General features: G+C 64.7%; 22 protein-coding genes and 1 riboswitch. Of the genes, 17 read left to right on the plus strand and 5 right to left on the minus strand.

Features of this window, described 5'->3' with window-relative positions:
• Positions 1 to 6: 6 nt before the first annotated feature.
• Positions 7 to 261, minus strand: a complete 255-nt coding sequence (locus MF606_RS04075; protein ID WP_240232380.1) for a DUF2164 domain-containing protein — start codon at positions 259 to 261, stop codon at positions 7 to 9.
• A gap of 91 nt (positions 262 to 352) precedes the next feature.
• Between MF606_RS04075 and MF606_RS04080 the strand changes: the two genes are divergently transcribed.
• From MF606_RS04080 to MF606_RS04115, 8 genes are all read left to right on the plus strand, one after another.
• A complete protein-coding gene (locus MF606_RS04080) occupies positions 353 to 952 on the plus strand; it encodes a hypothetical protein (protein ID WP_240232381.1) in 600 nt (199 codons plus the stop codon).
• Between the two features lie 20 nt (positions 953 to 972).
• Positions 973 to 1183: riboswitch (cobalamin riboswitch) on the plus strand.
• Between the two features lie 36 nt (positions 1184 to 1219).
• The gene (locus MF606_RS04085; RefSeq protein ID WP_240232382.1) at positions 1220 to 1405 is read left to right on the plus strand and encodes a CbtB domain-containing protein; all 186 of its coding nucleotides are present in this window, start codon (positions 1220 to 1222) and stop codon (positions 1403 to 1405) included.
• 21 nt (positions 1406 to 1426) lie between these two features.
• The gene (locus MF606_RS04090; RefSeq protein WP_240232383.1) at positions 1427 to 2194 is read left to right on the plus strand and encodes a CbtA family protein; all 768 of its coding nucleotides are present in this window, start codon (positions 1427 to 1429) and stop codon (positions 2192 to 2194) included.
• Positions 2191 to 3246 carry a cobalamin biosynthesis protein CobW gene (gene cobW, locus MF606_RS04095; protein WP_240232384.1) on the plus strand — a complete coding sequence of 352 codons (1056 nt, stop codon included), beginning with the start codon at positions 2191 to 2193 and terminating at the stop codon, positions 3244 to 3246. The genes MF606_RS04090 and cobW overlap by 4 nt, the downstream gene beginning before the upstream one ends.
• 3 nt (positions 3247 to 3249) lie before the next feature.
• Positions 3250 to 7065 (plus strand): cobaltochelatase subunit CobN, encoded by a 3816-nt coding sequence (gene cobN, locus MF606_RS04100; RefSeq protein ID WP_240232385.1) that lies wholly within the window; start codon positions 3250 to 3252, stop codon positions 7063 to 7065.
• Entirely contained in the window at positions 7062 to 7628 is a 567-nt protein-coding gene (locus MF606_RS04105) for a hypothetical protein (protein ID WP_240232386.1), read from the plus strand. The genes cobN and MF606_RS04105 overlap by 4 nt, the downstream gene beginning before the upstream one ends.
• A complete protein-coding gene (gene cobO / locus MF606_RS04110) occupies positions 7625 to 8266 on the plus strand; it encodes a cob(I)yrinic acid a,c-diamide adenosyltransferase (protein ID WP_240232387.1) in 642 nt (213 codons plus the stop codon). Before MF606_RS04105 ends, cobO begins: the two co-directional genes overlap by 4 nt.
• 3 nt (positions 8267 to 8269) lie before the next feature.
• Complete coding sequence (locus tag MF606_RS04115; RefSeq protein WP_240232388.1) at positions 8270 to 8797, plus strand: CHAT domain-containing protein; 528 nt, start codon at positions 8270 to 8272, stop codon at positions 8795 to 8797.
• Here MF606_RS04115 and MF606_RS04120 read toward each other — a convergent pair.
• Both MF606_RS04120 and MF606_RS04125 read right to left on the minus strand, forming a co-directional pair.
• Positions 8794 to 9264, minus strand: a complete 471-nt coding sequence (locus MF606_RS04120; RefSeq protein WP_240232389.1) for a hypothetical protein — start codon at positions 9262 to 9264, stop codon at positions 8794 to 8796. The two genes, MF606_RS04115 and MF606_RS04120, sit on opposite strands and share 4 nt — an antisense overlap.
• 211 nt (positions 9265 to 9475) lie before the next feature.
• Complete coding sequence (locus MF606_RS04125; RefSeq protein WP_240232390.1) at positions 9476 to 10375, minus strand: cation diffusion facilitator family transporter; 900 nt, start codon at positions 10373 to 10375, stop codon at positions 9476 to 9478.
• Between the two features lie 282 nt (positions 10376 to 10657).
• Here MF606_RS04125 and MF606_RS04130 point away from each other — a divergent pair, with 282 nt between their 5' ends.
• The gene (locus MF606_RS04130; protein WP_240232391.1) at positions 10658 to 11104 is read left to right on the plus strand and encodes a cobalamin biosynthesis protein; all 447 of its coding nucleotides are present in this window, start codon (positions 10658 to 10660) and stop codon (positions 11102 to 11104) included.
• Here the strand turns inward: MF606_RS04130 and MF606_RS04135 are convergent.
• Positions 11038 to 11766, minus strand: a complete 729-nt coding sequence (locus MF606_RS04135; RefSeq protein WP_240232392.1) for a cobalt-precorrin-6A reductase — start codon at positions 11764 to 11766, stop codon at positions 11038 to 11040. The two genes, MF606_RS04130 and MF606_RS04135, sit on opposite strands and share 67 nt — an antisense overlap.
• A gap of 68 nt (positions 11767 to 11834) precedes the next feature.
• Between MF606_RS04135 and cobA the strand changes: the two genes are divergently transcribed.
• From cobA to cbiB, 4 genes are read left to right on the plus strand one after another with little or no spacing between them, the layout of a single operon-like run.
• Complete coding sequence (cobA, locus tag MF606_RS04140) at positions 11835 to 12671, plus strand: uroporphyrinogen-III C-methyltransferase (RefSeq protein ID WP_240232393.1); 837 nt, start codon at positions 11835 to 11837, stop codon at positions 12669 to 12671.
• Positions 12658 to 13959, plus strand: a complete 1302-nt coding sequence (locus tag MF606_RS04145) for a cobyrinic acid a,c-diamide synthase CobB (RefSeq protein ID WP_240232394.1) — start codon at positions 12658 to 12660, stop codon at positions 13957 to 13959. The genes cobA and MF606_RS04145 overlap by 14 nt, the downstream gene beginning before the upstream one ends.
• Positions 13960 to 13966: 7 nt before the next feature.
• Positions 13967 to 15430, plus strand: coding sequence for a cobyric acid synthase (locus MF606_RS04150; RefSeq protein ID WP_240232395.1), 1464 nt, complete (start codon positions 13967 to 13969; stop codon positions 15428 to 15430).
• Positions 15430 to 16392: an adenosylcobinamide-phosphate synthase CbiB gene (gene cbiB / locus MF606_RS04155; protein ID WP_240232396.1), complete on the plus strand. Its 963-nt coding sequence runs from the start codon at positions 15430 to 15432 to the stop codon at positions 16390 to 16392. Before MF606_RS04150 ends, cbiB begins: the two co-directional genes overlap by 1 nt.
• A 58-nt stretch (positions 16393 to 16450) precedes the next feature.
• Here the strand turns inward: cbiB and cobU are convergent, their stop codons facing one another.
• Positions 16451 to 17005: a bifunctional adenosylcobinamide kinase/adenosylcobinamide-phosphate guanylyltransferase gene (gene cobU / locus MF606_RS04160; protein WP_240232397.1), complete on the minus strand. Its 555-nt coding sequence runs from the start codon at positions 17003 to 17005 to the stop codon at positions 16451 to 16453.
• Between the two features lie 272 nt (positions 17006 to 17277).
• Here cobU and MF606_RS04165 point away from each other — a divergent pair, with 272 nt between their 5' ends.
• The 4 genes from MF606_RS04165 (at position 17278) to edd (ending at position 22299) form a co-directional block, all read left to right on the plus strand.
• Positions 17278 to 18213, plus strand: a complete 936-nt coding sequence (locus MF606_RS04165; protein ID WP_240232398.1) for a glucosamine kinase nucleotide-binding domain-containing protein — start codon at positions 17278 to 17280, stop codon at positions 18211 to 18213.
• Between the two features lie 27 nt (positions 18214 to 18240).
• On the plus strand, positions 18241 to 19722 hold the full coding sequence (zwf, locus tag MF606_RS04170; RefSeq protein WP_240232399.1) for a glucose-6-phosphate dehydrogenase: 1482 nt from the start codon (positions 18241 to 18243) through the stop codon (positions 19720 to 19722).
• Positions 19722 to 20417, plus strand: a complete 696-nt coding sequence (gene pgl / locus MF606_RS04175) for a 6-phosphogluconolactonase (RefSeq protein ID WP_240232400.1) — start codon at positions 19722 to 19724, stop codon at positions 20415 to 20417. Before zwf ends, pgl begins: the two co-directional genes overlap by 1 nt.
• Before the next feature lie 67 nt (positions 20418 to 20484).
• The gene (gene edd, locus MF606_RS04180; protein ID WP_240232401.1) at positions 20485 to 22299 is read left to right on the plus strand and encodes a phosphogluconate dehydratase; all 1815 of its coding nucleotides are present in this window, start codon (positions 20485 to 20487) and stop codon (positions 22297 to 22299) included.
• Positions 22300 to 22385 lie beyond the last annotated feature (86 nt).

The raw sequence follows: 22385 nt of genomic DNA on the forward strand, positions 1-22385 counted from the left end.
CGCCTCCTAGCGCAGATGCTTGGTCGGTTGTTCCAGCCCGAAAATGTCGTCGGTCAGGCTATCCATCCGCTCGCGGATCAGCGCCTGCGCGTCGTAGAGGCCGCGGTTGTAGAAATAAGCCCCCATCTTGTCGACGAAGAACATCATCAGCATTTCCGCCGGAATGGCGCCGATATCCTGGTCGAGTTCGTTGCGGAAATAGTCCCGGATCTCATCGACGATCGCCTTGGTTTCCTCACGGCTGAACTTGATGGGTTTCATGGCTGCTCTCCTTCAGCTCTGGTTCATATCGCGAGTCGCTGATTGCGGATGACCGTGCGGTAGCGCAAACTTGGTCATCGGAGGAGAAATCATGCTTGCCCGCGCGACCTTTTTCGTAGCACTCGCCCTGACGGCTCCGGCTTTCGCCGAGGAGATCGCCTGCGAAGGCGCCTTTGCCATCGATAGCTCCGAAGCCCGGCTCATCGAGATCTATGGTGCCGACAATGTCGAAACCGGCATCGTGCCCGGCCCCGAGGGCACCGAGATGCTGGCGACTACGGTCTTTCCAGGCGATCCCCGCAAGGCCCTGCAGTTCGTCTGGTGGGACGAGGACAATCTGCGCGATCCCGGCAATATCGAGCTACCCAGCAAAGCCCTTGCCCATGGCGGCGTTCATATCGGCACGACGCTGGCTGAACTCGAAGCGATCAATGGCGAGGCATTTACGTTTAACGGCTTCGGTTGGGACTATGGCGGCTTTGCCAGCTTCCGGACCGGCGCTTTGTCGAACCTACCCGGCGGCTGCCACCTGTCCGTCGGCCTCTTCCCGCACGCCAATCTCGAAGGTGTCGACACCATGCCGGTCAATGGGGACGTTGAGGTGAAGTCGACCGACCCTTTGCTCGACCTGATGGATGTGCGGGTGGATACGCTTTCCATCGGCTATCCCCACCCCGATTTCCGCGATTGACCGCCACCCCCTCGCAGGCGTAACTCTGGACCCGTGTTGGTTCCCCGCGTCCGTAGTGGCAAGGGGATCAAAAGGGAACACGGTGCGGATTACCCATCAGGGGCCTAAACCGTGGCTGCCCCCGCAACTGTAAGCGGTGCGTGCCCTCATCACGCCACTGGCGCAAGCCGGGAAGGCGAGGGCGCTATCTCCACCGCGAGCCAGGAGACCTGCCGGCACCCGAACCGAGCGTCAAGCTCATCTATTCCGCGCACGGAGGGTGCCGCCATGAATACGACGACAAAAACCTCGACTGGCATCCAGTCGCTCTCGATCTCTCAACGCCTCATCGCCGGTTCGCTGGCGCTCGTTCTCGGTCTGACCCTCCTGGTTGGCACCGGTTTTGCTGGCGATTTCCGCCTGCATAACGGCGCGCACGATACCCGCCACGCTATGGGTTTCCCCTGCCACTAGGCAGAGCGCGAGAGAAAAATCATGATCCGCAATTTGTTTGCCGCTGCGCTTCTCGCAGCGCTTTGTGCTGGCCTGGTCACCGCAGGCCTCCAGCATTTCCGCGTCACGCCGCTTATTCTTCACGCTGAGACCTTCGAGGGTGAAGGCAGTCATAGCCACGGTGAGGCGGCCGTCGCTGCCGATCACGAGCACGCCGCCGGCATGCCAGAGCATGAGCATGACGCCGTTGCCACCGCCGCCGCCGAACCCGAGGAATGGGCGCCGCAGGATGGTTTCGAGCGCACGGCCTATACCTCGCTCGCTACCGTGCTCGCCGCCGCTGGCTTCGCATTGGTCATCGGCGCCGTCTCCATGTTCGCCAATATCCCCATCACCTTCGGCAATGGCTTCTTCTGGGGCGTCGCCGGCTTCGTGACTTTCGCGCTGGCCCCCGCCTATGGGCTGCCGCCCGAACTGCCTGGCATGCCGGCCGCCGACCTCGTCGGGCGCCAGGCCTGGTGGATCGGTACGGCCCTTGCCACCGGCGCCGCCTTCATCCTTCTCGCCAAGACCCGCGCCAGCTGGGCCATCGCTGTCGCCATCGCGCTCGTCGCTGTGCCGCACATCATCGGCGCACCCGCCGCGCCCGACGAATCGAGCGCCGTGCCGGCCCACCTCGCCACCGAATTCGCCGCCGTTACCCTGGGCACCTCGCTGGTGTTCTGGCTGATCCTTGGCGTGGTCTTCGGCAAGCTCAACGACCTCTTCGCCACCAGCCGTGCCACCACCCCTGCAGGAGCCACCGCATGACCAAGATCCCGACCACCGTCATCACCGGCTTTCTCGGCGCCGGCAAGACCACTCTCGTGCGCCACCTGCTGGCTCATGCCCCCAAGGGCAAGCGCATTGCGCTGATCATCAACGAGTTCGGCGACCTGGGCGTCGATAAGGATATCCTCGCCGGCTGCGGCGACGAGACCTGCCGGGAAGAGGACATGGTCGAACTCTCCAACGGCTGCATTTGCTGCACCGTGGCCGACGAGTTCATCCCCACCATGCAGGCTCTGCTCGCCCGCCCCGAAAAATTCGATCACATCGTCATCGAAACCTCGGGCCTCGCTTTGCCGCAGCCCCTCATCCGCGCCTTCAACTGGCCCGAGATCAAGGCGCAGGTGACCATTGATGGCGTCGTCACCGTCGCCGACGCTTCGGCGCTCGCGGAAGGCCGCTTCGCCTCCGACGAAGCCGCGGTCGACGCCCTGCGCCGCCAGGACGAAATGCTCGATCACGAGACGCCCCTCGGCGAACTGTTCGAGGACCAGCTTTCCTCGGCCGATCTCGTCGTGATCAACAAGGCGGACCTTGTGGATGCGGCGACCCTCGCCAAGGTGGAGCAGAATATCCGGGCAGAGCTGCGCCCCGGCGTCGGCGTGGTCCATGCTCACAACGGCCATGTCGACATCACCGCCTTGCTCGGCATGGGCATGAGCAGCGAAGACGACATCGCCAACCGCCCCAGCCATCATGAGCTCGAACACGGCGGCGAAACCCACGAGCACGACGATTTCGACAGCTTCTCGCTGCGCATCCCAGCCATATCAGGCAAGGACGACCTGCTCGCCATAATCGAGCAGACCATCCGCGACCACGACGTGCTGCGTCTCAAGGGTTTCGCCGCCGTCCCGGGCGCCGCCGCCCGCCTCGCCATCCAGGCCGTCGGTCCGCGCGTCACCGCCTATTTCGACCGCCCATGGAAAGACGGCGAGGTTCGCGAAACCGCGCTTGTGGTGATCGGCGAAAGCCCACTCGACCATGCTGCCATCACGGCCAGCCTGCAGCGGGCAATGGCGGTCGCTGCCTAGCTTATGCACCTCCTCTCCGCCCAGGCCGGCGCCATCCAGCAAGAAGGCGAAGCCATCGACCTCAACCAGCGCCCCGGGGCGCTGGTCTTTGCCTCGTCCGCCGATAGCGAACTGGCCATGCTGGCAGGCGCCGCCGATCGGGCAGGGGAGGCCGAACTCCGTCTCGCCAACACATTGCGCCTCTCCAACAATCTCTCGGTCGATCTCTGGTTGGAAAAGACGGTCGCCCATGCGGGTCTGGTCGTCCTCCGCCTCATCGGCGGCGCTGCCTATTTCCAGTACGGCGTCGACGAACTGATCGCCCTCTGCGCCAACAGGAAGATCCCGCTGGCACTGCTCCCGGGCGATGCCAACCCCGATCCCATCCTGCAATCGCGCTCGACCATCCACCCCGACGACTGGACGAGGCTCCACAGCCTCTTCATCGCCGGCGGCCCGGACAACGCCGATACGATCCTCAAGACGTTCAACCGTCTCTTACCTCGCCCCTCCGGGGAGAGGTCGGCGGCGCAGCCGCCGGGTCAGGGGGCCTTCCTCAACGACCTAGCCCCCCAGCCCTTCGCCCGCTTCGGCCTCTGGCACCCCGCTACCGGCATGACCGACGAAGCCGGCCTGCGCGCGATCCATCGTGCCAGCACAACCTACATCCCCATCCTCTTCTACCGCGCCGCCCTCGAAGGCGCCGGCACCGCCACCATCGAAGCCCTGATCGCCGCGCTCGAAGCCCAGGGCCTCGCACCGGTACCGTTGCTCGTCTCTTCCCTCAAGGAAGGCCCGTGCATCCGCTTCGTCCAGAATGCCCTGTCGGCCTTTCCGCCCTCGGCCATCTTCAACCTCACCGGCTTCGCCCTGGGCATTGACGATCTTGATGCCAAGTCCAACCCCTTCTCCGATGTCGATGCCCCCGTCATCCAGCTCATCCAGTCCGGGCGCTCGGAAGCGCAGTGGCTCGCCGACAGCCAGGGCCTCAGCTCCAAGGACATGGCGATGTTCCTCGTCATGCCGGAAGCCGATGGTCGTCTCGCCGGCCTCATCGTCGGCCACAAAGCCGACGCCGTCTGGCACGACCGCTGCCAGGTCCCGCTGACCGCCTATGCGCCCGACCATCAGGGCATTACGCGCGCCGTCGCACTGGCGAAGAACTGGTCCCACCTGCGCACAACGCCTCGCCCAGAGCGCAGGATCGCCCTCGTCCTTGCCAACTACCCCATCCGCGATGGCCGCCTCGCCAATGGTGTCGGCTACGACGCGCCGCAATCCACCGTGGAAATGCTAAAGGGGCTGGCGCACGCGGGCTACGCCGTCGCCGACGCGCCGGGAGACGGAGCATCGTTCATCGCCGCCCTCCAATCCGGTCCCACCAACGCCGAGCCAGCGCGTGGTGCGTCGCCCGCCCGGTTGACGCTCGACCGCTATGCCGAACTCTTCGCCACGCTGCCCGCCAAAATCCGCGACGAGGTCACCACGCGGTGGGGCCATCCCGCCACCGATCCCTTCGTGCGCAACGACACTTTCCACCTCCCGGCGCTGGTCTTCGGCAACGTCGCAGTTCTGCTCCAACCCGCCCGTGGCTACCAGCTCAACGAAACCCTGAGCTATCACGACCCGGCCCTCGTCCCGCCCCACGCCTACATCGCCGCGTATCTCTGGCTCCGCCACGAATTCGGCGCGCATGCCATGATCCACAACGGCAAGCACGGCACCCTCGAATGGCTCCCCGGCAAGGCCACCGCACTCGACGCCGCCGCCTACCCTGACGCGCTCTGGGGCCAGCTGCCCCACCTTTACCCGTTCATTGTCAACGACCCCGGCGAGGGCACCCAAGCCAAGCGCCGCACCGGCGCCGTCATCATCGACCACCTCGTGCCGCCGCTCACGCGCGCCGAAACCTATGGCCCCCTCAAGGACCTCGAGGCGCTGCTCGACGAATACTATGCAGCCTCCGGCATGGATCGCCGCCGCCTGGCCGACCTGCGCCGCCGTATTCTGGACTTCACGCGTGACAGCCGGCTGGATCGCGATATCGGCCTGCCCGCGGACGAAACCGAGGCGCTGATCAAAATCGACAACTTCCTCTGCGACCTCAAGGAAGCCCAAATCCGCGACGGCCTCCATGTCTTCGGCCAATCCCCGCAGGGGGACCTCGAACGCGACCTCATCGTCGCCCTGGCCCGCGTCCCGCGCGGCGAGGGACCGGGCGAGGGCTCGTTGATCCGTGCCCTCGCCGATGACCTGAAGCTGGGTTTTGACCCGCTAACGGCCAAGCTCGCAACGCCGTGGATCGGGCCCACCCCCACCCTCGCTCCATCCCCACAAGGGGGAGGGAAGCTTGATCCGGCTCCGCTGAGCGATCAGTCGTCTCCCTCCCCTCGATGGGGAGGGATCAAGGGTGGGGTGGTGCCACGTACAGTAGGCGACGTCGTGGAACACCTCGAAGCGATCGCGGCCGCCCTCGTTGATGGCGCCAATACCGCGCCCTCGCACTGGCACGCCACCCGTATCGTCCTCACCACGGTCGAAACCCTCATTCGCCCCCGCCTCGCCGCCTCCGGCCCAGCCGAAATGGCAGCGCTCCTCGACGGCCTCGATGGCAAATTCATCCGCCCCGGCCCCTCCGGCGCGCCTTCGCGCGGCCGCCTCGACGTTCTCCCCACCGGCCGCAACTTCTACTCCGTCGATAGCCGCGCCGTGCCCACGCCCACGGCCTGGGAGCTCGGCAAAAGATCCGCCGAAAGTCTCGTCCTCCGCCACCTGCAAGACCACGGCCACCACCTGCGCTCGGTCGCCCTCTCCGTCTGGGGCACGGCCAATATGCGCACCGGCGGCGATGATATCGCCCAGGCCATGGCGCTGATCGGCGCCAAGCCCGTCTGGGACCCCGGCTCGCTGCGCGTATCCGGCTACGAGATCATTCCGCTGGCAAAACTCGGCCGCCCGCGCGTCGATGTCACCTTGCGTATTTCCGGCTTCTTCCGCGATGCCTTCCCGGCCCAGATCGCCCTGTTCGATCGCGCCATCCGCGCCATCGGCGCGCTGGATGAACCCACCGACGACAACCCCATCGCCGCCGCCATGCGCACCGATGCCCTGGGCCTCATCGCATCGGGCCAACCGGAGCATGCTGCCGGCCATCGCATTTTCGGCTCCAAACCGGGCACCTATGGCGCCGGCCTCAACGCCATGATCGATTCCGGCGCCTGGTCCACGAAATCAGACCTTGCCCACCGTGCCCTCGACTGGGGCCAATACGCCTACGGCGCCAAGACATCAGGCACCCCCGAGCGCGACCGCTTCGCCGCCCGCCTTGGCGATATCGACGCCGTCATCCACAATCAGGATAATCGCGAACACGACCTGCTCGACAGCGACAACTACTATCAGTTCGAAGGCGGCCTATCAGCCGCCGCCGAAACCCTCACCGGCCACAAACCCGCCGCCTACCACAACGATCACTCCCGCCCCGAACGCCCGCTGATCCGCACGCTCGAGGAAGAGATCAGCCACGTCATGCGCAGCCGCGTGGTCAATCCCAAATGGATCGCCGGCATGCAGCGCCATGGCTATCGCGGCGCCTTCGAAATCATCGCCACGGTCGATTTCATGTTCGCCTTCGCCGCGACGACTGGCGCGGTCAAGACCCACCATTTCGACCTGGCTTTCGAGGCCTTCGTCGAGGACGCCGCCACCCGCGACTTCATCCGCACCAGCAATCGGTACGGCTATGACGAGCTCATCGCCAAGTTCAACGATGCCCTCAAGCGCGGCCTCTGGACCCCGCGATCCAACGCCGCCTATGGTCTGCTCGCGGGGGAACAATGAACAACACCATCATCTATCTCATCGGCCATTACGGCGTCGGCAAGCTCACCATCGCCAGGGAACTTTGCGCCATCACTGACGCGCGGCTGTTCGACAACCATCTGGTCAACAACGTGATTTTCTCGCTGATCCGCACCGACGGTAAGATGCCCTTGCCGGAGCGCGTCTGGGACATGATCGAAGTCATCCGCGATCAGGCTCTGCTCGCCATCGAGGAGTTGACCCCACTCGAAGCCAGCTTTGTGCTCACCAATTGCCTGCTCGAAAGCGACCCGGGCGATCGTGCCGTCTACGATAAGGTGGAGACCGTTGCCACCAGACGCGGCAGCATCCTTGTTCCCGTCGTGCTGCGGGCTTCCGACGCGGCCCATGCGGCGCGCATCCCGTCGCCCGAGCGGGCCGAGCGGCTCAAGCAGACCGATGCCGAGGGCGCGCTGCTCAAGCGACGCTCCCACGAACTACTGCGCATCGACCACCCCAATCGCCTCGATCTCGACACCACCGACCTGCCGCCATCAGAAGCGGCACGCCTCATCATCGCCCACGCGGAGCGCCTCGCATGACCGATAAGCCAGCCAAGAAAACCGACCTGATGAGCGAGGCCGAGCGCGACGCCTACCACGCCGAAAAGATGAAGAAGAAGAAGGAGGCGCGGAACAAGATCCTCGCCACCAAGACGTTGGAGCGGGGCCTGCTGATCGTCCATACCGGCAAGGGCAAGGGCAAGTCGACCGCCGCCTTCGGCATGGTGTTCCGCGCCCTCGGCCATGGCTTCAAGGTCGGCGTGGTACAGTTCGTCAAGGGCGTCTGGGAAACCGGCGAGCGCGATGTACTCGACAAATTCCCCGAACTGGTCACCATCAACGCCATGGGCGAAGGCTTCACCTGGGATGTCGCTGATCGCCAGCGCGACCTCGCCGCCGCCCGCAAGGCCTGGGAGCAGGCCAAGGCCCTGATCGCTGACCCTGCCTACAAGCTGGTGCTGCTCGACGAGCTCAATATCGTCCTGCGCTACGATTACCTGCCCGTCGAAGAGGTGGTCGAATTTCTCCGCAACAAGCCCGCCGATAAGCACGTCATCGTCACCGGCCGCAACGCCAAGGATGAACTGATCGAGATCGCCGACCTGGTCACCGAAATGACCGAGATCAAGCACCACTTCCGTGCCGGCGTGAAGGCACAGGCAGGGATCGAGTTCTAGTCCATGCATGTCTCGATCGTTCTGACCGACGATGTCAGCGAGGCCCTGCTGCTGCGCGCTCTGCTGGAGAACTTCGGCGCGCAGGTGCATCTGCATGCCATCGGCAAGCCGAGCGACTTCTTCACGGCCTTTGATTGCTTCGGTACGCCGGCCGACCTCGCCATCATCGCCGGACACGGCGACGAGGGCGGGCTGATCTTTCCGGAAATGGGCGAGGGCGTGGATACGCTTGTCCTGCCCAATAACCGGATTACCCCGGGTCTGCTGACCGGCTTCAAGACGTCGCTGCCCAAGGTTGTGATTTCCACTGCCTGCGATAGCGGCCGGCCGGATTTTGCCAGGGCCTTCCATGCTGCGGGCGCGGAGCTTTACATCGCGCCGCGTGATTATCCGACTGGCTCGGTGGTGCCCGTCCTGCTTGCGCTGGCGTTACACAGGGTCATCGAACAGGGGAGCGGCTGGCCTGCTGCCATCGCTGCAGCCAACGCTGCCTTCAATGAGGATGATGGTTTCGTGGTGTTTCCGGCCTAGCAGGCGCTGGCCTTGAGCGTCAGCACCAGCTTCTCGATCACCGCGTCCATCTCCCCGGCATCGGCGGCCGAATATTCCGCCCGGAACGCGGCATAGCTCGTCCCGTCACACAGCATCACCATGCGCTGGTAGAATATGCGCGAGCCCTTCACCCCCGAAAAGCTGGCCCAGCGCGGCGTGACGGCCTCATAAGCGATGTTCCAGCCGCTTTCTCCGGCCGAGTAGATGGTCGAAGCCACTTCGCTCTCGAATGGTCCCATCAGATTGCCGCCCCAGACGAGCAAAACCTTGCCGCCGTCCTCGCTGTAGAAGCTCTGCCCATCGCCGTTGTCGCTCTCACCATTGCCGGAAAAACCCGGCGGAATGTCGATGCCATAGCCGAGGCGGCCGTTTTCGTAGTGGTCCCAGCCCTGGGCGAGAGCGGGGGTGGCAAAGAGGGCGAGAAGAACGAAGAGGAGTGTGCGCATGGCCCAAAACTGCCTGCGCCGCCCCAGGACCGCAAGTCACATTGATGTACTAGCGGGGCCGTTTCGGCATAATCCATCAACAGCCACCACGTTCCCTCGGGCTTGACCCGAGGGCCTACCTCCACACGACACAAGCGGTGAGTGCTCCTCGGGTCAAGCCCGAGGAAACGCTGTGGGTGTGGAGCGCTTGGCGCCTCCAGCGAACGGCAGCCTACAGCACCACGATCCCGGCATGCTTGGCCTTGTTCTCGGGCTCGACATGGATGGTGATCTGCACGTCCTCCACAGCGTCGCGCAGTTTGCCCTCGATGGCGTCGCAGATGGCATGCGCGGCATCCACGCTCATCGCCCCCGGCACCACCAGGTGAAAATCGATGAACGTCATCTTGCCCGCCTGCCGCGTGCGAATGTCATGGGCCTCGATGGCGCCCTCGGCATTGGTCGCGATGACCTCGCGAATGGTCTTCTGCGTATCCGGCGGCACCGCAATATCCATCAGCCCGCCAACACTCTGGCGGATCACAGCCCAGCCAGACCACAGGATGTTGAGCGCCACCAGCGTCGCCAGAATGGCGTCGAGCACCGCCCACCCGGTTAGGATCACGAGGCCGAGGCCAACCAGCACGCCAATGGTGGAAACGACATCGGTCATCAGGTGCTTGCCATCCGCTTCGATGGCCGGCGAGCGCGCCTTGCGACCATGCCGGATCAGCACCTGCGCCCACACCACGTTGATGACCGTCGCGACCGCGCTGATAATAAGCCCCTGCGTCGGCGCTTCCAAAGGCTCGGGTGACAGAAAGCCGAAATAGGCCTCGCGCAGGATAAGGATCGCTGCCACGATGATCATCACCCCCACGATCACAGCAGAGAAATACTCCGCCTTGTGATAGCCATAGGGCAGGGCGGCATCGGCGGGCTTCTGCGCCAGCCGCACCGCGATCAGCGCCACGACGGCCGTCACCACATTGACGATGGATTCCAGCGCATCCGAATAAAGTGCGATCGAGCCAGTAATATACCAGGCGAGGAACTTCAGCCCCAAGACGATCAGCCCGACCACCAGGCTTGCGCCAGCAATGGCCAGCGTTCGATTTGCGGTAATGGTCATGGCATGCCCCGGATGGTCGCTGCGAACCTGCCCATACCGCCATCGCCAACACGCTGCAAGTCATTGAATTTGCAAATCATTTTCAGAAGCATTTTGATCTGACTGCCATGCAAGCCAAGCCATTGATTGACCACGCGCTTCCGCCCGCCTACAACCGGTCCCGCGCAGAGTTCCCACGAAGGAACTGAAACAGAATCCGGTGCGGTCGACCCAGTCAGGGGACCAACCCCGGAGCTGCAACGGTCTTTAGCGAACCTGCCTCTTGGTCTTTGAGAGGCGATGATGACGGCAAGTTTCGAGCACGCGGCCAAGCGAGCCACGCCTCTGGTGATCGGCATCGGGTGCGCCACCGCCGCCAGCGTTGCCGAGATCATCGCCCTCGTCGATACCTGCCTTCTCGGCGCCGGTTACCGACCTGCCGATGTCGTCGCAATCGCTTCCCACATCCGCAAGGAACACAGCAGCGCCCTGGCGCGTGTTGCCGTTCATTTCGGCGTACCGCTGCGCCTTCTCGATGATGACGACCTTGCCCCCGGCGTACCGGGTACCGCCGAGGCCGTTGCCGCAGCGGCCGGCCCTTTGCGCCAGGGCAAGCGCAAGTCGCGCTACGCCACTTGCGCCATTGCGCTGTGCGGCCCGGCCTTCGACCTCTCGACTTTCGGTCAGGCACCCAGGCCCAGGGCCTCGATGGCCGCTTCGATGGTGGCAACCTCCAGCGCTGGCCCATAGACTGGCCGCGCGATCATGATCACCTTCACGCCCAGTCGTTGCGCCGCCTCAAGCTTGGCCGAGGTCTGTCCGCCGCCCGAATTCTTGGTCACCAGATGAGTGATTTCCTCGCGCTCCATCAGCGCGATTTCATCGGCCAGACTGTAGGGCGGCCGCTTCTGCAGCAGGCTCGCATAACGCGGCATTTCCACACTAGGCGTTTCGATGGTTCGCACCACGAATTGGCAATCGTCGCGTTCAAGAAAATGTTCGAGCCCGCTATGGCCGGTGGTCAGCAGCACATCGGCATTGGGCGGCAGCGCAGCAGCGGCTTCGGCAACGGTTTCCACCGTGGTCCAATCGGCCCCCGTGGGCTGCTCCCAGGCCGGTCGCATGTAGCGCACCAGCGGGATGCCCGCCGCCTTTGCCGCGGCGACCGCATTGATCGATATGAGGCCGGCATAGGGATGCGTAGCATCGACGAGCCGCTGCATGCCGGCGGCGCGCAGATAGGCCGCGAGGCCCGGAATGCCACCAAACCGGCCCATGCGCAATCCGCCCTCGGGCAGGATCGGATCTTGCGTGCGGCCCGCCAGCGAGGTCGTTACGTCATGGCCCATCGCCACCAGGCGGTTCGCCAACTCCCGCGCTTCCGCGGTACCGCCAAGGATCAGGATTTTCATCAGGCTTTGCAATCTCCCTTGTCCCAATGTGCCTATTCGCGCGCCGCGTCTCAAGGGTGGTCACGCTGATGTTCCGGTCCATCCGCAAGCCCCGCCCTCGCGGCCACTTCGCCGCGCTCGACAGCGCCGACTTTCCGGCGCTGCAACCGGGCACGGTCTGGCTGGTCGGCGCCGGTCCGGGCGGTCCCGGCCTCGTATCGCTGCTCGCCTATCACGCCCTGGGGCAAGCCGATGTCATCGTGCATGACGCACTGGTCTCGGCCGATCTGCTGGCGCTGGCGCCCCGCCATGCCGAGCTGGTCTTTGCCGGGAAGCGCGGCGGCAAGCCCTCACCCAAGCAGACCGATATCTCGCTCCAGCTCATCGATCTCGCCCGATCCGGCAAGCGGGTGTTGCGCCTCAAGGGCGGCGATCCGTTCATGTTCGGACGCGGTGGCGAGGAAGCCGGGGCGCTGGCCCGTGCTGGCATCCCCTTCCGGATCGTCCCCGGCATTTCGGCCGGGCTTGGTGGCCTTGCCTATGCCGGCATTCCCATCACCCACCGCGATACCAACCAGGCCGTCATCTTCCTCACCGGCCACGACGAATCGGGCGCCGTGCCGCAGGGCGTCGATTGGGCCGCCGTTGCCAATGCCGCGCCTGTCATCGTCATGTTCATGGCGGTCAAACATCTTGGCTCGATCACCGACAAACTGCTCGCCGCCGGACGCGATGGCGGCGACCGCGTTGCCATCGTCTCGCATGCCGCAACGCCCCGGCAATCGATCATCGAGACCACATTGAGCGCTGCTGGCGACCTTCGCGACGTGCCGACCCCGGCCATCGTCGTCCTCGGCCCGGTCAGCGCCTATCGTGGCTCGCTGGATTGGTATGTCGCCGAAGCGCGGAGGCATGTCTTTGGCTGATCCGCGTGGCATCGTCATCGCCGCCCCACGCTCGGGCTCTGGCAAGACCGTCATCACGCTCGGCATCCTCGCCGCCCTGCGCCGGCGTGGACTGATCGTCGCGCCTGCCAAGACGGGCCCCGATTACATCGATCCGGCCTTCCTCGGTCGCGCCGCCATGCGCGACGCCGTCAACCTCGACCCCTGGGCCATGAGCCCGCGCCGGCTCAAGACACTGGCCCAAACCCAGACTACCGGTGCCGATCTGCTACTGGTCGAAGGCGTCATGGGCCTGTTCGACAGCGCTGCCGACGGCTTCGGCTCAACCGGCGATCTGGCGCAGATGCTCGAATTGCCGGTCGTGCTCGTTGTCGATGCCGAGCGCCAGAGCCAATCCGTGGCGCCGCTGGTCGCCGGCTTCGCCAATTGGCGCGTCGGCGTGCGCGTCGCCGGCGTGATCCTCAACCGCGTCGCCTCGATGAAGCACGAGCGCATGCTGCTCGACGCCCTGGTCGGAACCGGCATCCCCTGCCTCGGCGCCATTCCCCGCAATCCGGCGCTTGTTGTACCCGAGCGCCATCTCGGCCTGGTGCTGCCGGGCGAAGTCGCCACGTTCGAGACCTTCCTCGACGTCGCCGCCGAAGCCATCGGCGATTTCATCGATCTACCCCGCCTGCTATCCCTCGCCACCCCTCTGCCGGATGTCGAAGCCACCGCCCCCGCACTGCCCCCCCTGGGCCAGCGCATCGCCATCGCCCGCGACGACGCCTTCGCCTTTCTCTATCCGCACCTGCTCGACGACTGGCGGCTCATGGGCGCAGAACTAAGCTTCTTCTCCCCCCTGGCCGACGAACCACCATCCGCCGACGCCGATGCCATCTTCCTCCCCGGCGGCTATCCCGAACTCCATGGCGGCAAGCTGGCCGCCGCGATCCGCTTCAAATCCGGCCTTTTCGCCGCCCGTGACCGCCATGCGCTGATCTACGGCGAGTGCGGTGGCTTCATGGTGCTTGGCGATGCTCTGGTCGACAAATCCGGCCATGCGCACGCCATGGCCGGCCTGCTCCCCGTCACCACCCGCATCGATCGCCCCAAGCGCATCCTCGGCTATCGCCGCCTGATCCAGTCCGGCGACCTGCCCTGGCCGGGCCACCTCAATGGCCATGAGTTCCATTACTCGTCCGCCAAGCAGTCCCGCCTCCCCCCGCTCTTCGCAGCCACCGACGCCCTGGGCGAGGCCATGCCACCCATGGGCGCCGTCATTGGCCGGGTCATGGGGTCTTACGCCCACGTGATTGATGCGGCATAAGGCTGCCATGGCTAAATCCTTGATGTTCATGGGCACCGGGTCCGATGTCGGCAAGTCGCTGATCGTCGCCGGCCTCTGCCGCGCTTTGAGCAATCGCGGCCTCAGCGTCGCGCCGTTCAAGCCGCAGAACATGAGCAACAATGCCGCCGTCACATCGGACGGCGGCGAGATCGGCCGCGCCCAGGCGCTGCAGGCACGGGCCTCCCGCCGCGATCCGATCACTGCCATGAACCCCGTCCTGCTCAAGCCCGAGCAGGAAACCGGCTCGCAAGTTGTCGTCCGCGGCCAGCGACGCGCCTCCATGTCGGCGCGCACCTATTGGGCCGAGCGCGGCAAGCTGATGCCCGAGGTGCTCGGGGCCTTCCACGAATTGGCGGCCACCGCCGATTTTGTCATTGTCGAAGGCGCCGGCAGCGCCTCCGAGGTCAATCTGCGCGCCAATGATCTCGCCAATTTCGGCTTTGCCCAAGCGGCTGGCGTGCCGGTCGTGCTGGTCGGCGACATCCACCGCGGCGGCGTCATCGCCTCGCTTATCGGCACGTTCGCGGTCATCGATCCTGCCGACGCTGCCCGCATCAAGGCCACACTGATCAACAAGTTCCAGGGCGATCCTAGCCTCTTCACCGATGGCGTCGCCTTCATCCGCGAACGCACCGGCCTGCCCTGCTTCGGCCCCGTATCCTGGTTCGCCGACGCCGCCAAACTCCCCGCCGAAGACGTGCTCGCGCTGGAGGACTACACCGCAGATAGGGCAGGGACCTTCACCATCGCCGTGCCCCGCCTGCCGCGCATCGCCAATTTCGACGACCTCGACCCGCTCCGCGCCGAGCCGGGCGTCAGCGTCGTCCTGGTCGAGCCCGGCTTGCCCCTGCCGCGCCATGCCGACCTGATCATCCTCCCCGGCTCCAAGGCCACCCGTAGCGACCTCGCCGCCCTGCGTGCCAATGGTTGGGATATCGATATAGCCGCCCACCACCGCGCCGGCGGCTCGATCCTCGGCATTTGTGGCGGCTACCAGATGCTGGGCAAATCGATCGCCGATCCGGACGGCCTCGAAGGCGCGCCTGGCGTCAGCGATGGCCTGGGCCTGCTCGATGTCGAGACCGTGCTCGGTCCGGTCAAGCAGTTGCGAGTCGAAAACGCCACCCATCTGGCCTCGGGCCAACCCATCGCCGGCTACCACATGCATATGGGCGTAACCTCCGGCGCTGACCGAGCCCGCCCCTTCACCGTCGTAGTCGCCGCCAACGAAGGCGCTATCAGCCCCGATGGCCGGGTGCAGGGCACCTACCTCCACGGCCTCTTCGTCGCCGACGGCTTCCGGCGCGCCTATCTCGGCAACGCCGCCAGTCCCGACCTCGCTTACGAAGCCGGCATCGAAACCACCCTTGACGCGCTGGCCGAGCATCTCGAAAAGCACCTCGATATCGATGCGCTCATGGCTCTGGCCGAACCGGTGAGGTTGGATTGATGCAGGCTTTCGTTGCGCCCCTGGCTTTGCTGGTTGAACGCTGGCTCGGTTACCCGCAGCGCCTCGTCGACCTCATCGGTCATCCGGTGATCTGGATGGGTCGCTTCATCACCTTCATGGAAAAGGGCGTCGACAAGCGCGAACGCACCCCGCGCCAGCGCCGCGATGCCGGCATTTTCACCCTGGCCGTACTGCTCATCGTCACGTTGGCCATCGCCCTGCTGGTGCAGCAGACACTGCGCTCCATGCCCCTCGGCTGGGCGCTCGAAATCCTTGTTGCCACACCCTTCCTCGCCCAGAAGGAACTGGGCCGTGCCGTGGAAGCCGTGTCGACGGCCCTGCTGACCTCGCTCCAGGCCGGTCGTGAGGCGGTAAGCCACATCGTCGGCCGCGATCCCGATACCCTCGACGAGGCCGGCGTCGCCCGCGCTGCCGTCGAGACCCTGGCCGAGAGCACGTCCGATGGCGTCGTCGCGCCCTGGTTCTGGCTGGTTCTGCTCGGTCTGCCAGGCATCGCGCTCTACAAGGCCATCAACACCGCCGATTCCATGATCGGCCATATGAACGAGCGCTACCGGGACTACGGCTGGGCCGCCGCCAAGCTCGACGACCTGGTCAATCTCATTCCCGCCCGCCTGTCGGCGGTCCTGGTCACGATAGCCTGCTTCTTCGTCCCCGGCGCCAGTCCGTCGAAAGCCTGGCAGGCAGCAAGGCGTGACGCCCGCAAGCACAAGTCGCCCAATTCCGGCTGGCCCGAAGCCGCCTTCGCCGGCGCATTAGACCTGTCGCTGGGCGGCCCGCGCACCTATGATGGCGAACTGGTGGACCTGCCCACTATGGGCGACGGCGACACCCGCCTCGGCCCCTACCACATCGCCCGCGCCATCACACTTTATCGCATGACCCTCAACGTGCTGCTGGCCCTGAGTCTCGCCATCGCGCTCTTGATGCTGGCGGCTTGAAGGTTCGAACACCCTCGGGCTTGACCCGAGTCAGTCTCAACGCGGCACGACGCCTTCCTCAGGCCTCGTGTATCCGCGCCTCCGTCTGCACCGGCGCCTCGCCCTTGAGCGTCATCGGCAGGCCCGCGACGATGAAATAGACATCGTCGCAGATCTGGGCGAGCCGCTGATGCGCCGCCCCCGCCAGGTCGCGGAACGTGCGGGCCATGGCATTATCGGGCACGATGCCGAGCCCGACCTCGTTGCTGACCAGGATGATCTTGGCGGTCTTGACCTGAACCAGCGTGGCGCCCAGCTCGCTCACATGCTGGGAAACATCCTCGTTGGCGACAAGCAGGTTGGTGATCCACAGCGTCAGGCAGTCGACGAGGATAACGTCATGATGCTTCGCCGCCTTGAGCAGCGCGTCCGATACGGCCACCGGCTCCTCGATAGTGGTGAAGCGGCCGCCTCGCACCGCCCGATGGCTGGCGACTCGATCGCGCATTTCGGCATCAAGCGCTTCGGCCGTTGCCAGATAGGCCGGCTTGCTGCCCGAGCGCATGGCGAGGCTTTCCGTGAAGGCGGTCTTTCCCGAGCGTGCTCCGCCCAGCACAAGCACATGTCGTGTCATCGTCCGATCTCCTGATACCCGCCGCCGCGCGGAGCCTGGCAACAAATGAAGCCAACCTGCAATGGGTTGCGCGCCCTTCGCAGGCAAGCCATGCGAGGCATGCCCTTGGCAGGCGTTTTTTGTGCCTTATTCTACTTTCGTCTTAGCTGCTTTCGCATTATGGTCCGCGCGAAAATGAGACCCTAGAATCTGTCTAAAAGCGTTTCCAGCAAAAGTGGATGCCGGCTTTCCGTCCGGAGACGCATCAAACCCAAGACCGGGAGATTCCTCGCGTGACCAGATACTACCTTGGCGTTGATGGGGGCGGTACCAATTGCCGCGTGCGTCTGGCCGATGAGCATCTGAATACGCTGGCTGAAGTCAAGAACGGCCGCTCCAATCTGCAGATCGACGATGGCGAGCCCGCCTTTAAGGCTATCAGCGACGGAACGCGCGACGTGTTCAAGGCTGCGGGCATCGACTACGCCGAAACCGCCAACACCTATGCCTGCTTCGGCATGGCTGGCGGGCGTATGGATTCGGCCCGCGCCGAGTTTGCCGCGCGGCCGTGGCCCTTCGCCGGGGTCAAGGTCTATGACGATATCGATATCGCCCATGCCGGCGCCCTGGGCGGCGGCGAGGGTGGCGTCATCATCGTCGGCACCGGCTCGGCTGCCATGTCCATCGTGTCGGGCAAACGCTATCAGGCTGGCGGCTGGGGCTTTCCCACCGGCGACCAGATGAGTGGCGCCATCCTGGGCCGCGAATTGATGCGCTATTCGGTCGAAGCCGAAGACGGGCTGGTCGAAGGCTCGCCGCTCACCAAGGCGGTGATTGCCCAGCTGGGCGGCGACAATCAGGCCGTGATGGCCTGGGCCTTTGCTACTGCGCTCAACCTGCGCATCATCAGCGAGGATGGCTCGGAAGGGTGCGATGATGCCCTGATCGGCCGGGCGCCCGCCGAATTCGGCAAGCTGATGCCGCTCTTCATCGACTACCTCGAAAAGGGTGACCCGGTGGCTCAGAAGATGCTCGACATCGAGCTGGGCTATATCGACACCTATGCCCGCTGGTTCAAGCGGCACGGCGCTGAGATCATGGCCGTTGTCGGCGGCTTCGGTCAGCGACTATTCCCCATCCTTACCGAGCGCTACGGCGACTTCGTCGCGCTGCCCAAATTCGAACCGCTGCATGGCGCCGTCATCCTCGCCAAGCAGAACTTCGCCTGAAACTCGCGTCAAACAGGGACTAGCCCAGTGTCCAGCCGTATCATTCCCGTCCAGCCCTTCGACTATGTGGTGTTCGGCGCCACGGGTGACCTGACCAAGCGCAAGCTGATCCCGGCGCTCTACCATCGCTTCAAGGATGGTCAGTTCGACGAGCAGAGCCGCATTATCGGCGCCTCGCGCTCCAAGCTGTCAGATGCCGAGTTCCAGAAGGCGGCCCGCGACGCCATCACCCAGTTCGTCGAAAAGGAATATCAGGACGAAAAGGTCATCGACCGCTTCGTCAAGATTTTCTCCTATGTTCCTGTCGATGCCAGCAATCCCGAAGGCTCGGGCGACCTCGGCAAGGCGTTGCGCGATGACCCCAAGATCATCCGCGCCTTCTATCTCGCTGTCGCCCCCGACCTGTTCGAACCGATCGCCGAATATCTGTCCAAGAAGAAGCTCTATCGCCGCGACGCCCGCGTCGTGATCGAGAAGCCGCTTGGGCACGACCTGACCTCGTCGATGGAAATCAACGACGGCGTCGCCAAGATTTTCAAGGAAGATCAGGTCTACCGCATCGACCACTATCTCGGCAAAGAAACGGTGCAAAACCTGTTGGCCCTGCGCTTTGCCAATACGCTGTTCGAGCCGATCTGGAATTCTGCCCATATCGACCACGTCCAGCTCACCGTGGCTGAATCGGTCGGCGCCGGCACGCGCGGCTACTACGACGAATCCGGCGCCCTGCGCGACATGATCCAGAACCACATGCTGCAACTGCTGTGCCTGGTTGCCATGGAGCCACCCGCATCCGACGATGCCAACGCCCTGCGCGACGAAAAGCTCAAGGTGCTGCGCGCGCTGCGCCCCATCGTCAACGGCGATGTCGCCAAGAATACCGTGCGCGGCCAGTATAAGGGCGTGAAGTCCGAGGCCACCTCGGTCGCCGGCTATCAGGAAGAGCTTCCCGAGGAAAAGCGCGGCAGCCGCACCGAGACCTTTGTGGCGCTCAAGGCCGAGGTCGAGAACTGGCGCTGGTCCGGCGTGCCGTTCTACTTCCGCACTGGCAAGCGCATGGCTAGCCGCGCCTCGGAAATCTGCATCCAGTTCAAGCCGATCCCGCATTCGATCTTCGATCATGCCGAGGGCGCGCCCAAGGCCAACAAGCTCATCATCCGCCTGCAGCCCGACGAGGGCGTCAAGCTGATGATGATGATCAAGGACCCGGGCCCGGGCGGCATGCGCCTGCGCGAAGTGCCGCTGAACCTGAGCTTTGCCCAGACCTTCTCCGAGCGCACGCCGGAAGCCTATGAGCGTCTGCTGCTCGACGTTATCCGTGGCAACCAGACCCTGTTCATGCGCCGCGACGAACTCGAAGCCGCCTGGAAGTGGGTCGACCCGATCCGCGAAGCCTGGGACCGCTCGAGCGAACCGCCGCAATCCTATGTCGCCGGCACCTGGGGCCCTAGCGGTTCCATCGCCTTGATCGAACGAGACGGCCGCACCTGGTATGAGGACGACAACTAGTGACCATCGAACGCCGCACCTTCGCCGATAAGCCCACCCTCGCCATCGAATTGGCCGAGGCCGTTGCCGAGCGCATTCGGACGGCAATCGCGGAGCGCGGCTCGGCGGCAATCGCGGTCAGCGGCGGCTCGACGCCAGCTAGATTCTTCCAGTCGCTGGGTAAGACCAAGGATATCGACTGGTCCAAGGTCATCGTGACCTTGGTCGACGAGCGCTGGGTCGACGAAACCAGCGACCGCTCCAATGCGCTGCTTGTCAACGAGCGCATGTTGCAGGGCCCAGCCGCCGTGGCCCGCTTCTTCCCGCTCTATTCCGGCGGTGACGAGCCCGACATCGCCGGTGTTGCCAAGACGAATGCGTTGCTGGCCGATCTGCCGCAGCCCTTCGCGGCGGTTGTCCTCGGCATGGGCAATGACGGGCACACGGCGTCGTTCTTCCCCGGCGGCGACACGCTGGCCGAAGCTCTGGCTTCGCCCGGTCCGACCATCGCCATCCGGGCGCCCGGCGCGGGCGAGCCGCGTATCACCTTTACCCTTCCGCGTCTCCTCCACACGGATGGGTTGTACCTTCACATCGAAGGGGAGGAAAAGGCCGCCGTTCTCGACACGGCTTTGGGTGATGGTCCCATCGAGGACATGCCCATCCGCGCCGTCTTGCGGTCCGGCCATGCTGTAAACGTCTACTGGTGCCCATAGTCCCCTTCGCGATCCCCAATTGACCGCCTAGGCCACGAAAGGGCTCCAGCTACAAAGGAGCCGCCCCATGTCTGTCCGTCAGGCCATCCAGGATGTTACCGATCGCATAGCGGCGCGCAGCCGCGATAGCCGTCGTGATTATCTCGGCCGTCTCGATGCCGCGCGCGAAGCCGGCGTCAATCGTGCCGTGCTCTCCTGCGGCAACCTCGCCCACGCCTTCGCCGCCTGCACGCCGGCAGAAAAGGCGCAGCTTGCTGGCAGCAAGAGCCTCAATCTCGGCATCGTCACCAGCTATAACGACATGCTGAGCGCGCATCAGCCCTACCAATTCTATCCTGACATCATCAAGGAAGCCGCCCGCTCTATCGGCGCTACGGCGCAGGTCGCCGGCGGCGTTCCCGCCATGTGCGACGGCGTCACCCAGGGCCAGCCGGGCATGGATCTGAGCCTGTTTTCCCGCGACGTCATCGCCATGTCGACCGCCATCGCCCTCAGCCACAACATGTTCGACGCCGCGGTTTACCTGGGCATTTGCGACAAGATCGTCCCCGGCCTGCTCATCGGCGCCCTGACCTTCGGCCACCTGCCAGCCGTCTTCGTGCCCGCCGGCCCCATGCCCTCGGGCATCCCCAATGATGAAAAGAGCAAGGTCCGCCAGCTCTATGCCGAGGGCAAGGTCGGTCGCGCCGAACTGCTCGAAGCCGAAAGCAAGTCCTACCATTCGGCTGGCACCTGCACCTTCTACGGCACTGCCAATTCCAACCAGATGCTGATGGAAATCATGGGCTTGCACCTGCCAGGCGCCAGCTTCGTCAATCCCGGCACGCCACTGCGCGACGCGCTCACCCGCGAGGCCACGGTTCGCGCTTTGTCGCTGACGGCCCTGGGCAATAACTACACCCCGGTCGGCCACATCGTCGACGAAAAGGCCATCGTCAACGGCCTGGTTGGCCTGCATGCTACCGGCGGTTCCACCAACCACACCATGCACCTGATCGCCATCGCCGCCGCGGCCGGCCTCCAGGTCACCTGGGACGACATGAGCGAACTCAGCGACGCCACCCCGCTCCTGGCCCGCGTCTATCCCAACGGCGTCGCCGACGTGAACCACTTCCACGCAGCCGGCGGCATGGGCTTCCTGATTCAGGAATTGCTGGAATCCGGGCATCTGCACGAAGACGTCAATACCGTCTGGGGCGGCGGCCTTTCCGGCTACACCGTCGAAGCCAAGCTGGTCGAAGAAAAACTCGCCTTCGAGCCAGCGCCCAAGGAATCCGCGCTGCCCAAGGTGCTGACTGGTTCAAAGACGCCATTCCAGGAATCCGGTGGTCTCAAGCTGCTGAGCGGCAACCTCGGTCGTTCCGTGATCAAGGTCTCGGCGGTCAAGGAAGAGCATCGAGTCATCGAGGCACCGGCCCGTGTGTTCCACAGTCAGGAAGGCCTCCAGGCGGCGTTCAAGGCTGGAGAGCTCAATGGCGACATGATCGCCGTAGTGCGCTTTGCCGGCCCCAAGGCGCTCGGCATGCCCGAACTGCACAATTTGACCCCGCCACTCAGCGTCCTGCAGGGCCGCGGTTTCAAGGTTGCGCTGGTCACCGACGGCCGTATGTCCGGAGCGTCGGGCAAGGTGCCCGCCGCCATCCACATGACCCCTGAGGCTGTCGACGGCGGCGCCATCAGCAAGATCCGCGACGGCGACATGATCCGCCTCGACGCCAATGAAGGCACGCTCACCTTCCTCGGCGACGAAAAGGAATTCCGCTCCCGCACCCCGGCCGTGCAGGATTTGCGCGACCAGCATTTCGGCATGGGTAGGGAATTGTTCGCAGGCTTCCGCAGCCTGGTCGGCGTGGCGGATAGGGGCGCGAGCGTGTTTCAGTAGCCGATGGAGTGTCCCCGGATCAATTCCGGGGCGCCCGCGCTACGAGCCCAAAAGGCAGTGCCCTGGGACCGGCTGCGGATCGCGGA

It is taken from the genome of Devosia lacusdianchii (assembly GCF_022429625.1).
Classification (GTDB): domain Bacteria; phylum Pseudomonadota; class Alphaproteobacteria; order Rhizobiales; family Devosiaceae; genus Devosia; species Devosia lacusdianchii.